General features: G+C 67.3%; 5 protein-coding genes. All 5 read left to right on the forward strand.

What is annotated here, in order from left to right:
* The first annotated feature begins 19 nt into the window (after positions 1-19).
* Positions 20-2584 (forward strand): hybrid sensor histidine kinase/response regulator, encoded by a 2565-nt coding sequence (locus tag BMX04_RS03045; RefSeq protein ID WP_074784937.1) that lies wholly within the window; start codon positions 20-22, stop codon positions 2582-2584.
* A 176-nt stretch (positions 2585-2760) separates the two neighbouring features.
* A complete protein-coding gene (locus BMX04_RS03050) occupies positions 2761-3870 on the forward strand; it encodes an efflux RND transporter periplasmic adaptor subunit (protein WP_074784938.1) in 1110 nt (369 codons plus the stop codon).
* Positions 3867-6962, forward strand: coding sequence for an efflux RND transporter permease subunit (locus BMX04_RS03055; protein WP_074784939.1), 3096 nt, complete (start codon positions 3867-3869; stop codon positions 6960-6962). Before BMX04_RS03050 ends, BMX04_RS03055 begins: the two co-directional genes overlap by 4 nt.
* 99 nt (positions 6963-7061) lie before the next feature.
* A complete protein-coding gene (locus BMX04_RS03060; RefSeq protein ID WP_074784940.1) occupies positions 7062-8879 on the forward strand; it encodes an autotransporter assembly complex protein TamA in 1818 nt (605 codons plus the stop codon).
* Positions 8879-13123, forward strand: coding sequence for a translocation/assembly module TamB domain-containing protein (locus BMX04_RS03065; RefSeq protein ID WP_074784941.1), 4245 nt, complete (start codon positions 8879-8881; stop codon positions 13121-13123). Before BMX04_RS03060 ends, BMX04_RS03065 begins: the two co-directional genes overlap by 1 nt.
* Positions 13124-13215: the final 92 nt, after the last annotated feature.

Here is a 13215-nt window from a genome sequence, read left to right on the forward strand (position 1 = left end):
CGGCCTGGGATGAAACCGAATGAGTGTCACGACCGCCGCAAGCATGCCCGCCCGCGATCGCCTGGCCCTCGCGATCCTGAGCGCGTTTGTGGCGGGCTGCATGCTCGCCGCTGCGTTGATGACCCTGCAGGTGCTTGGAAAACTCGATGAACACGGCAGCGCCAAGCAGGACAATCTGCAATGGACGATGTCGCAACTCGAAGTGGATCAGTTGCGCTTTCGCTTGTCGCTTGAACGACTGAGTGAATCCGACCCCGCCTCGACGGAGAATGTGCGCCGCCAGTTCGACCTGCTTTACAGCCGGGCCATGACCCTGCAGCGCGGAGAGGTCTATCGCACGGTGATCCGCGATGGCGCGATGGAGGATGATCTCGATCTGATGGTGGCGCTGCTGGCGCAGATGGTGCCGATCATCGACGCCCCGGACGCCGACCTGCACCCCGCGAGCGACCGGCTTGCAGCCTTGGCCGGACGCATGACCGCGCCGATCCGCGCCGTTGCCACGCAGGCGATCACCGTCGATGCGCGCCGCTCGGATGCCGAGCGCGCGGTGCTGACCTCGCAGATCATCACGCTGACCATCCTGATCCTGCTGATGGTGACGGCGCTCTTTACCTTGCTGATCATGCTTTGGCGGCTTTACCGCAGCCATCGCCTACGCGCCGAGGAAAGCCGCCGCACCTCGAACCGGCTGACCACGATCCTCAACACCTCGCAGGATGCGGTGCTGGTGATCGACGCCGACGGTTGCCTGCGCGATACCAATGCCAGTGCGCAGCGTATGTTCGACCTGCCCCGCAATGCCGAGAGCGATGTTTGCCTTGACGCGCTGATCTCGGGCCCCGACGGCGACGCGCCCGGTCTCCGGCTTGACGCAGAGCGTTTGATGGCCGCCTGTCGCGATGGGCCATACCGGTCGGACAGGCTGACCGGGCACAGCCTGACGGGTCGGCATTTCGCGGTGGAACTCTCTGCCGATCTCGCGCCGCGGGGCGATACGGCGGTCTGCATCTGCTTCGTGCGGGACATCTCGGCCCGGCGCGCCGCCGAGGCCGAGATTGCCACATCCCGCGACCGTGCGCTGTCGGGTGAGCGGGCGAAGGCCCGGTTTCTCGGTATGATCAGCCATGAGATGCGCACGCCACTGAACGGCATTCTCGGGGCGCTCGATCTATTGAGCGACACCGGCCTTGACGCCGAACAGGAGCGCTACGCCCGCATCATGCGCTCGTCCGGGCAGTTGTTGCTGACCCAGATCACCGATGCGCTCGACATGACGCAGGCCGAGGCGGGCAAGCTGCGGCTGCGGAGCGGCGCCTTCGATCTGGACCGGCTGCTCGCCGATCTGGTCGAAAGCCAGAACGCCGCCGCCGCCGCGCGCGGCAACCGGCTGCGCCTGCTCACACCCACCCACGGGCTGGGCCCGGTCGAAGGTGACCGCGACCGTGTCCATCAGGTGCTGCTCAATCTCGTCTCGAACGCGATCAAGTTCACACGCAACGGCGATATCACGATCGAGGTGTCGCGCTCTCCTGCGTCCGAAATGGTCGAATTTCAGGTGTCTGACACCGGCGTCGGCATCCCCGAAGCAGACCTGCCGAATGTATTCGACGATTTCGTACGCGTCGAGCCGCGCGACATGGAACAGCCCGAAGGCACCGGGCTCGGGCTTGGGATCGCGCGGCAACTGGCGACGCTGATGGGCGGCAGCGTCGGGGCGGAAAGCGTGCTGGGCGAAGGCAGCCTGTTCTGGGTGCGTCTGCCGCTGCGGCCCACGGACCGTACCGCCCCGCCGTCGGGCCGGATCATCCCGACGCCCGCCCCTGCCCACAAGGCAAAGGTCCTGGTGGTCGAGGACAACCCGACCAACCGGCTGGTGGTCGAGACCATGCTCACCCGTGACGGGCATAAGGTCACGCTCGCGGCGGACGGAATCGAGGGGGTACAGGCGGCACAAGCCGCGGCCTTCGATCTCATCCTGATGGATGTGAACATGCCGCGACTGGACGGAATCGCGGCAACGCAGGCGATACGCGCGGGTGCGGGCCTCAGCGCGCACACGCGCATCGTGGCACTCACCGCCCATGCAGGGGCCGATACCGCCCGAAAGCTGATCGAGGCCGGGGCCAACGAGGTCGAGACCAAACCGCTCAGCCGTGACGCCCTGCGCCGCCTGATGGCGCGCAATGCCACCGGCGTGCCCGCCGCAGAGCCGCTGCTGCACGGGCAAGAAGAAACCACGCCGCCCTGTCTCGACCATGACTATCTTGATCAGCTGGGCCACAGCCTCTCGGCCGATCGCATCGCGGAAATCCTGCGCAGCTTCGAGGCAGAGGGCGCGGCGCTGATGGGCGACCTTGCCAGCGAGCGGACCCTGCCGGACGACGCGCTGATCTCGCGGCTGCACCGGCTGGCGGGCACCGCCGCGACCTGCGGCGCGCGCGCCTTTCAGGCACGTCTTGCGGCGGCCGAGGCGGCGGTGCTCCGGCGCGATCACGCCGCCCGCGCCGCCCGTCTGGCCGAACTGCCGCGCCTCTGGCAGGTGACTCTGGCCGAAATCGACCGCTACCGCGATGCGGCCTGAGCGATTGAAGGGGCCGCACGAAAGCTGCATAGGTCCGCGTCAGGCAAAACCAACGTCGGCCCCACCCTCACGAAGAGTTGCCTTTCCCTAGGCATGCGATAAGTTCGAAAAAGGTCAGGGTCCAACCGACCGCGCGCCAGGCAGACGCCTGCGCCAATAAAACAAGGTGCGAACGCATGTCGATCCTGAAACAACTCATGGTGCTCTGCGTTCTGGGCGCCCTCGCCTATGGCGGATATGAGTATTACCGCACCGAACTGGCCCCTGCTCCGCCTGCCGAAGCGGAGAGCGGCGGGCCACGCCCCGCCACCGTGGAACTCGCGCGCGCCGAAACCCGCACCCTGCGCCGCACCGTCGAGGCCGTGGGCACCACCCGTGCCCTGCGCTCCATCGAGATCGTCCCCGAGGTCGATGGACGCCTCATCGAGCTGACCATATCCCCCGGCACGCGCGTTGAGAAAGGCGATGTGCTAGCGCGGCTCGAAGACACCATCGAGCGCGCCGACCTTTCGGAGGCCGAGGCCGTGCTCACCGAACAGCGCCAGGCGCTCGAGCGTGCGCGACAGCTGCGCACGACAAATGCCGTCTCGCTCGCCACGCTGGAAGAGGCGATCGCCCGCCTGGCCGAGGCCGAAGCAGATGTCGAACGCGCCCGCCGCAGGCTCGAGGATCGCCGCATCACCGCGCCGTTCGGCGGTGTCGTGGGGCTGACCAATTACGATTCGGGCGCGCGCGTCGAAGAGGGGCAGGTGCTGACCCGCCTTGACGATCTGAGCGAGGTCGAGGTCGAGTTCTCGCTGCCCGAGACGGTCTTTGCCCAGGTGCATCACGGCCAGCAGGTGATCGCGCGCAGCGCCGCCTTTCCCGAGCGCGACTTCACCGGCACCATCGACGCGGTGGACAGCCGTATCGACCCGGTCAGCCGCGCCTTTCGCACCCGCGCACTGGTGCCCAACCCCGACAGCACCCTGCCTGCGGGCATGTTTCTGTCGCTCACCCTGATCCTGTCACAGGACGAACGCGTCACCGTGCCGGAAGAGGCGATCATCTTCCAGGCCGCCGAAACCTATGTGTTTGTCGCGCAAGACAACGTCGCGCAGCGCCGCGTGGTCAGGACCGGGCAACGCCAGGACGGGCGCATCGCCATCCTCTCAGGCCTCGACGAGGGCGAGGCCGTGGTGGTGCGCGGCCTGCAACGGGTGCGCGACGGCAGCCCGCTCAAGATCCTCGAAACCGACGATGCCGCCACCGCCTCTGCCGAGGCGGTACCGGAGCAGCCCACATGACGCTGTCGGACATCTCGGTGCGCCGTCCCGTCCTCGCGGCGGTGATGAGCCTGCTGATCGTGATCTTCGGGCTTGCCGCGCTGCGCGGCCTGCCGGTGCGCGAATTGCCCGACGTGGACAATGCGGTTGTCACCGTCACCACCACCTATCGCGGCGCCGCGCCCGAGGTGATCGACACTGATCTCACCGAGACCATCGAGGGCGCCATCGCCACCATCTCGGGCATCCGCACGATCAGTTCCGAGAGCCGTCAGGGCCGCAGCCGCGTGACCATCGAGTTTGATAGCGGCGTCGATATCGACGTCGCCGCCAACGATGTGCGCGATGCCGTGGGGCGCGTGCGCGGCGACCTGCCCGAAGAGGCGGATGAGCCCGAGGTCGTCAAATCCGACGCCGATGCCGACCCGGTGATGCGCATCGCCGTCACCTCGGACCGCATGACCACCGCCGAGATCACCGATTATGTCGACCGCCTGATCGTCGACCGCATCGCCACGCTCGACGGGGTGGCCAATGTCAATCTGGTGGGCGAACGGCCCTTTGCCGTGCGAATCTGGCTCGACCGGCGCGCGCTCGCGGCGCGCAACCTCACCGTCTCGGATGTCGAGGCGGCCCTGCGGCGCAACAATATCGAACTGCCGGCGGGCGAGGTGGAATCGTTCAACCGCCAGCTCTCCGTGCGCCTCAACAGCCGTCTCGACAGCATTGAAGATTTTCGCGCCATCGTGCTCGACCGGGTGGCGGGCTACCCGGTGCGCTTGGGCGATGTGGCGCGGGTGGAGCCAGGCGTGGCGGATGACACCACCGTGGTGCGCACCAACGGCACCGACGCCGTGGGCATGTGGATCCTGCGCCAGAGCCAATCCAACACGCTGGAGATTTCCAAGGCGGTGCGCGCCGAGATGAAGGCGATGGAGCGCAGCCTGCCCGAGGGCATGAAGATCATCGTCGGCTCGGATGACGCGCTCTTTGTCGGAGCCTCGATCCGCGAGGTGGTGACGGCGCTCTTCATCTCACTGGCGCTTGTGGTGGCGGTGATCCTGCTCTTCCTGCGCAGCATCCGCGCCACGCTCATCCCGGCCATCACCATCCCCGTCGCGCTGATCGGCAGTTTCCTCCTGATCGGCCTCTGGGGGTTTTCGCTCAACACGCTGACGCTTCTGGCACTGCTGCTGTCAATCGGGCTGGTGGTCGATGACGCCATCGTCGTGCTGGAGAACATCCAGCGCCGCATCGAAGAGGGCGAAAGCCCGCTGGTCGCGAGCCTCAAGGGCGCGCGGCAGGTGACCTTCGCGGTCATCGCCACCTCTCTGACGTTGATCGCGGTGTTCGTGCCGCTCTCATTCATGCCCGGTCAGGTCGGGCGTCTGTTCGTGGAATTCGGCTGGGTGATGGCCGGCACCGTCGCGATCTCGACCTTCGTGGCGCTCACCGCCTGCCCGGCGCTGGCCTCCAAGGTGCTGCGCGCGCGCAGGGCCCGCAAGGACGGGCGCGCGCACCGCCCACCCCTCGTGCAGCGCGCCTATCGCGTGCTTCTGACCCGCGCAATCGGCATGCCGCTGGTGGTCCTGCCGGTCACTATCGCGATCACCGCAGGCGCGGCGCTTTTCTACGATGGCCTCCCGCGCGAGTTGGCCCCGCGCGAAGATCGCGGCGTGGGCTTCGTGCCGCTCACCGCGCCGCAAGGCTCGACCGTGCCGCATTCCGACATGGCGGCGCGTCAGGTCGAGGAGATCATCCAGCCCTTCGTCGACAGCGGCGAAATCGAGACGGTCTTTACCTTCACCGGATGGGGCGGGCGCGCGTGGCGTTCTTTCGTGGTGTTTCGTCTCGCCCCGTGGGAGGACCGCGACCGACCGGTCTCCGCTCTCGTCGCGGAAATCGCACCGAAAATGGGTGAGGTGACCATCGCACGCGGCTTTCCAGTGACCCCGGCGGGCCTCGGGCTGCGCGGCAATTCGACTCCGGTTCGGGTGGTGATCGGCGGCCCGGATTTCGAGAGTGTCGAAGGCTGGGCGACCGAGTTTCTCAGACGCGCCGAACAGGTCGAGGGGCTGGTGAACCCCGAAATCAACTTCGAGGAAAACCTGCCCCAGCTCGATATCGAGATCGACCGCGAACGTGCCGACGATCTGGGCATCTCGGCGGATGTGATCGCCACCACCCTGCAAACCATGCTGGCCTCGCGCGAGGTCACGACCTTTGTCAGCCGGGGCCGCGAATACCCCGTGCTGGTGCAGGCCGAGGACGAGGACCGCCGCACCCCCACCGATATCGAGAACATCTTCATCCGCGCCTCCGACGGTGAAACACTGGTGCCCCTCGGCGCGCTGGTGACGCTCAAGGAAAACGCCGCCGCGCCCTCGCTGCAACGCTTCGACCGGCTGCCCTCGATCCAGCTTTCGGGCGCGCTTGCCCCCGACGCGGAACTGGGCGACGTGCTGACCCGGCTCGAAACCATCGCCGCCGAGATCCTGCCCGCCGAGGCCAAGCTTGGCTATGACGGGCAGTCGCGCACCTACAAGGACACCTCCGGCGGGCTTGGCGTGGTGTTCGTGCTGGCGCTCGTGATCGTCTACCTCGTGCTTGCCGCGCAGTTCGAGAGCTTCCTGCACCCCGTCGTGATCATGCTCACCGTGCCCACCGGCGTGGCGGGCGCGATCTATGCCATGGTCGTCGGGGGGCTGTCGCTCAATGTCTATAGCCAGATCGGGATCATCCTGCTTATCGGCCTGATCTCCAAGAACGGCATCCTGATCGTCGAATTCGCCAATCAGCTGCGCGACGAAGGCCGCGAGGTGCGTGACGCGGTGATCGAGGCCTCGGTGCTGCGCCTGCGCCCGATCATGATGACGGCGATCTCGACCGTGCTGGGCGCGCTGCCGCTGGTGCTGGCCAGCGGCGCAGGCGCCGAGAGCCGGATTGCCGTGGGCACCGTGATCATCGCCGGGCTCAGCCTCGCTACGTTGCTGATGCTGTTCGTCACGCCGATCCTCTACGATCTTCTCGCGCGGTTCACGCGGCCGAGGGGGGCCATCGAAAAGGCGCTCGAGACCGAACTCGCAGACCGTACCCCACAGCCTGCTGAGTGAATTCCTGCCGGTTTTCCAAGCGTTTCAAAAATTCCCCTCGTCCCGGTCTGGCAATCCGCTACCTGCGATGCGATACCAAAGGGACAAGTGCCGGGGGGTATGCGTGACGTGAAAAAGTTCTGTTTTCCAAAGGCCGCACTGGTGGCGATTGCCCTGGGCTTTGGCACTGCACCGGCCGTGGCACTCGACTTCGGCTTTGCGGCTCCGGGTGCGCCCGACAGCTTTGGGGCGCGCCTGCGCGACGCCTCGCTCAGCCTCTCCACCGCCCAAGCCGAAGGCAGCACCGCCCAGGACCTGCTCGCCGCCGCACAGGCCGATTACGGACGCCTCACCGGCGTGCTCTATGCCGCGGGCTATTACAGCGGCGTGGTGCGTATCCGCGTCAACGGGCAGGAAGCGGCCAGCATCCCGCCGCTGCGCGCGCCCGATCAGATCGACCGGATCGACATCATCGTCGAACGCGGCCCGTCTTTCACCCTCAACCGCGCTCGGGTCGCCCCGCTCGCCCCCGGCACCCAGCTGCCAGAGGGGTTCGCCACCGGCCAACCCGCCAAGGGTCAGCTCATCGGCGACGCCACCCGCACCAGCATCACCGCCTGGCGAGATGCCGGCCATGCCAAGGCTGACGTGGACGCTCAAACCGTCATCGCCGATCACGCGACGCAATCGCTTGATGCCGATATCACCCTCGATCCCGGGCCGCGCCTGCGTTTCGGCACCCTGCGGATCGAAGAGGACGCCCGCCCCTCCCGTGTGCGCGAGCCGCGCATCCGCGAGATCGCGGGCCTACCCACCGGCCGTGTCTACTCGCCCGCCGAACGCGAACGCGCCGCGAACCGCCTGCGCCGCACAGGGGCCTTCCGCTCGGTGGTGATGCGCGATGCCGACACCCCCAACCCCGATGGCACACTCGACATGCGCACGCAGGTCGTCGATGCCAAACCCCGCCGGATCGGCGTAGGCGCGGAACTGTCATCACTCGAAGGCATCACACTCTCGGGGTTCTGGCTGCACCGCAACCTGCTGGGCGGGGCCGAACGGCTGCGTCTCGACGCGATGATCGGCGGGATCGGCGGCGATTCGGGCGGCGAGGATTTCCGCCTCGGCGCGCGGCTTGACCGGCCTGCCACGTTCACCCCCGATACCGGGACCTTTCTGCTGGCCAATATCGAGGACAACAATGAACCCGATTACAGCGAGCGCAAGGCCGAGATCGGCGGCGGCCTGACCCATATCTTTTCCGACCAACTGACCGGTGAGGCGGGCATCACCTACCGCTATTCCGAGATCACAGACGATCTGGGCAACCGCGAATTGCAGCATCTTCTGTTTCCGCTGCGCGCCACATGGGATCGCCGTGACGACCCGCTCAACCCGACATCGGGGCTCTATCTCGACGTCTCGCTGACCCCGTTCATCGGGCTGGACGACGGCGGCGGCGCGGGCACACGTCTTTATGTCGATCTGCGCGAACATGTCTCCTTCGGCGAGAATGACCGTTTTACATTGGCAGGGCGCGCGCAACTGGGCTCGGTCACCGGGGCGGATATCGAGGACGTGCCCGCCGACATGCTGTTCTATTCAGGGGGCGCCGGCACGGTGCGCGGCCAGCGGTATCAATCACTCGGGGTTGATCTGTCGCCCACCGTCACCATCGGCGGGCGCTCCTTTCTCGGCTTCTCCGGCGAGGTGCGCACCATGATCAGCGACAGCATTCAGGCCGTGGTCTTTGCCGATACAGGCTTTATCGGTCAGGACGCCTTCGGTACCGGTCGGGGCGAATGGCACAGCGGCGCGGGCATCGGCGCGCGCTACTTCACCGCCGTGGGCCCCATCCGGGTCGATCTCGCGACCCCCATCGGCGAGAATGCAGGCGAGAACATCGAACTCTATATCGGGATTGGACAGGCATTCTGATGCGCGCGCTACGGCTCATATCGCTGGCTCTCACCCTTCTGGCAGGCCCCCTGCACGCACAGGAAGGCGAGGATGGGCGCGGCTTTCTGCAATCGCTGATCGAGGACAATCTCTCGGGGGTGGGGCGCGAGGTGCGGATCACCGGCTTTGCCGGGGCGCTGTCGTCGCAGGCCACGCTCGAGTCCCTGACCATCGCCGATGACGACAGTGTCTGGCTGCGCCTCGGCGACGTGACGCTCGACTGGACGCGCTCGGCGCTTCTGGCGGGCCGCGTCGAGGTCAACAGCCTGACCGCCGCCGAGATCACGCTCTCGCGCCTGCCGGGCGGCGAGGCCCCGGTCACCCCCGAGGATGCCGAGGCCACGCCCTTCGCCCTGCCCGAACTGCCCGTCTCGGTCAATATCGGCGAGATTTCCGCCGAGACCCTGACCCTCGGCGCGCCCATTCTGGGCGAGGAAATCCGGCTCGAACTGTTTGGCAGCCTGTCAATTGGCAGCGGCGAGGGTTCAGTCGATATCGAGGTCAATCGTCTTGACGGGCGCGGCGAAATCTCGCTGGAGGCAGGCTTTGAAAATGACAACCGCGTGCTCGCGCTCGATCTCACCCTTGATGAGGCCCCGGGCGGGATCGCCTCGACGCTTCTGAACCTGCCTGACAGCCCGGCCATCGCCCTCACCGTTCAGGGCGAGGCCCCACTTGATGACTACGCCGCCGATCTGTGGCTCGCTACAGACGGCACCGACCGGCTGACCGGGCGGCTGACCCTGCAAGGCACCGAGGACGGCATGCGCTTCAACGCCGGGCTCGACGGCGATCTGACCCCGCTCATGGCCGAGGACTATCGTGCCTTTTTCGGCGGGCAAAGCACGCTCAACCTCACCGGGACGCGCGCACCCGATGGCGCACTCGACATCGACCGGCTCAGCCTTTCGGCGGCGCAGCTGGCACTCGACGGCACATTGGCGCTCGATGCCGCAGGCTGGCCCACGCGCTTTGATCTCGACGGCAATATCGGCGATGGCACCGTGCCGGTGCGCCTGCCTGTCGCGGGCCCGCCCGTGACACTTGAAAAGGCCACGCTCAATGCCCGCTACAACGCGGCCCAAGGTGACCGCTGGCGCGCGACCGTGGCGGTGACTGACCTCAATCAACCCGATCTCCGGCTCGACAGCGCCACGCTTTCGGGGCGCGGCACGCTGCGGCGCATGCCGCCGCGCGGTGTGACGGCGCTCGCCGAGTTTGACCTCTCGGGCCTTGATCTCGCCGATCCGGCACTGGCAGAGGCTGCAGGCACCGCGCTCTCCGGTCATGCCAGCCTTGACTGGAGCGAAGGCGCGCCACTGCTGCTGCGCGCGCTGCGCGTGGCCTCGGGGGCCGCAACCCTCGCCGCCAATGGCCGGATCGAGGCGCTGTCCGATGGCTTTCCCGTCTCCGGCACGGCCCGGATCGACGCCCCCAATCTGGCGCGCTTTGCCGCCCTTTCGGGGCAAGATCTGGCCGGGGCAGCCAATGCCACGCTTGCCGGATCCGGCAGCCTTCTGGGCGGCGATTTCGACATCAGCCTCGATGCCTCGACCGACGGCCTTGCCGTTGGCATCCCGCAGGCCGATCCGCTGATCGCGCCCGAAACCATGCTTTCGATCAAGGCCATGCGCGACACGACGGGCACCACGCTCGACCGGTTTGAGCTGGAAAACCGTCACCTCCGCACCCGCGCCTCCGGCAAACTCGACAGCACCTCCGGCAGCCTTGACGTCTCGGCCAACCTGTCCGATCTCAGCCTCGCCGACCGCCGGCTCGACGGCCCCGCCGAAATCCGCGCGCAGGTGACATGGGCCGCAGGTGACGATGTCACCCTCACCGATCTCGTGGCGCAGGCTATGGGCGCGCGCGTCACCGGCACCGCGTCGCTCTCTCCCGAGGCCCCGGGCCTGCCCGCCTCCGCCCAGATCAAGGCCGAGGTGGCCGATCTCTCGCGCTTTGCCGCGATCACCGGCCAACCGCTCGAGGGCCGCATCGACGCCACCTTCGGCGGCGGCGGCACGATCGAGACGCAAACCCTGGACATCACACTCGAGGCCACCACCTCCGGTCTCGCCACCGGCATCGCGCAGCTTGACGGGCTCATTGCCAGCGACGGCACGCTTCTCATCGAGGCGGCACATGACGACGGCACCGTCACCCTGCGCGACCTGCGCCTTGCCTATGACGCCGCACGCATCAACGCCTCGGGCTCAGGCGTCATCGCCGAGCAAAGCGGGCAACTTGTGTTTGACGCCGACCTTTCAGACCTCGCGCTGATCGATGCGCGCCTCAGCGGCCCCGCCGAAGCGCGCGGCATAATCGCGCGCGACGCAGACGGTGCGCTCACTGCCACCGGCCTTGCCGCGCAACTCATGGGGGCCACGCTGGATGCCACCGGCACCGTGCAACCCGACCCCGAGGCGTTCGCGGCCACCGGCAATGTCGCGGCCAAGGTGGCGGACCTCTCGCGCTTTGCCGCCCTTGCAGGCCAACCGCTGCGCGGCAGCCTTGATCTGACCGCCGAGGGCGAGACCAGCGACAGCGGCAACGCGCTCTCGCTCAGCACCACGCTGGAGGGCCGCAATCTCGCCACCGGGATCGCCCAGCTTGACCAGATCATCGCCGGCCGCCTGTCGCTCAGCGCGCAGGCGGGCCGCACGCCCGAGCGGATTGAGATTCGCAACATCGCGCTTGAAACACCGCAGATCAGCCTCACCGCAGCGGGTGACGGCGCGGGCGGCCCGGTCAGCATTGACGCCCGTCTCGCCAATCTGGGGCTCTTCGCGCCCGAGTTTTCCGGACCGCTCTCGGCCAATGGCACGGTCACGCTGGAGGGTCCCGAGGCGCGCCGCGTCAGCCTTAACCTGGACGCGACCGGGCCGGGCGGCACCACCGCCGCCGTCTCGGGCGATGTGATTGATCACGGCGCGCGCCTCGATCTCAGCGCCTCGGGCGCCCTGCCCCTCGCGCTTGCCAACAGCTTCATCCAGCCCAACGCGATCAATGGTACCGCCCGCTACGATCTGCGTGTCAGTGGCGCGCCCGCCCTGGCCTCGGTCTCGGGCACCGTCACCACCCAAGGTACGCGCGTGGCGCTGCCCGAAACCGGGCTTGCCATCGACGATCTGAGCGGTACTGCCAATCTCGGGCAATCGCGCGTGCAGACCGACTTCACCGCCCGCATGCGCGACGGCGGGCAAGTCACGGTCACCGGTCCGGTCTCACTGACGCCCGGCTTTAACGGTGATCTCAGCGTCGGTCTCGCGGGCCTCGTGCTGACCGATCAGCTGATCTACACCACCACCGCCAATGGCGACGTGACGCTGAACGGCCCGCTGACCGGCGGCGCGCGCATCGGCGGCGCAATCACTCTGGAAGAGACCAATATCCGGATTCCCTCCGGGCTAGGCCCGGCCTCGGTCTCGCTGCCCGATCTGCAGCACGTCAACGAACCCGCCGCGGCGCGCGCTTCGCGCCAGCGCGCGGGGCTGATCAAGACCGAGGACAGCGGCGGTTCCTCGCGCCCCTTCGCGCTCGATCTTTCGATCAGTGCCCCCAATCGCATCTTCGTGCGCGGGCGCGGTCTCGACGCCGAACTGGGCGGGCGTCTGCGCATCCGGGGCACCACCGCCGCTGTCGCGCCCGACGGGTTCTTTGAGCTGGTCCGAGGTCGCTTCGACATCCTTGGCAAACGTCTCACACTCACCGAGGGGCGCGTCACCATGCAGGGCTCGCTCGATCCATACCTGCGCTTCGTGGCCGAAACCGAGGTCGAGGACACCGTGCTTCAGGTCATCATCGACGGGCTTGCCAGCGCGCCCGAAGTCACCTTCGCCTCCAACCCCGACCTGCCGCAGGAAGAGGTCGTCTCGCGTCTCATCTTCGGCCGCGGCCTCGACAATATCTCGCCGTTTCAGGCCGCGCAGATGGCCTCGGCCGTGGCCACGCTCACGGGCAGCGGCCAGAACGACGTGGTGGGCCGGTTGCGCGGGGCCGTGGGGCTCGCCGATCTCGACGTCACCCAGACCGAAGAGGGCGATACCCAGGTCAGCGCCGGGGCCTATATCTCCGACAACATCTACACCGAGGTCACCGCCGACAGCGCTGGCAAGCAGCGCATCAACCTCAATCTCGACGTCTCTAACTCTGTGACGGTCAAGGGCGGGGCCTCGAATGATGGCGACACCGGCGTCGGTATCTTCTTCGAAAGAGACTACTGACACATCAGTTGCACGAAATTTGAGCGGAAAAGACTCGCCTCCTTGCAGCCCCATCTGCCAGAGTGAACGGAAAAGAGTTCAGGGAGGGTCTC

It is taken from the genome of Roseovarius tolerans (assembly GCF_900109855.1).
In the GTDB taxonomy this organism is placed as follows: Bacteria; Pseudomonadota; Alphaproteobacteria; order Rhodobacterales; family Rhodobacteraceae; genus Roseovarius; species Roseovarius tolerans.

Coding starts and splice junctions, on each gene's coding strand:
- BMX04_RS03045 (WP_074784937.1), top strand. CDS start 20: ATGAGTGTCACGACCGCCGCAAGCATGCCCGCCCGCGATCGCCTGGCC.
- BMX04_RS03050 (WP_074784938.1), top strand. CDS start 2,761: ATGTCGATCCTGAAACAACTCATGGTGCTCTGCGTTCTGGGCGCCCTC.
- BMX04_RS03055 (WP_074784939.1), top strand. CDS start 3,867: ATGACGCTGTCGGACATCTCGGTGCGCCGTCCCGTCCTCGCGGCGGTG.
- BMX04_RS03060 (WP_074784940.1), top strand. CDS start 7,062: ATGCGTGACGTGAAAAAGTTCTGTTTTCCAAAGGCCGCACTGGTGGCG.
- BMX04_RS03065 (WP_074784941.1), top strand. CDS start 8,879: ATGCGCGCGCTACGGCTCATATCGCTGGCTCTCACCCTTCTGGCAGGC.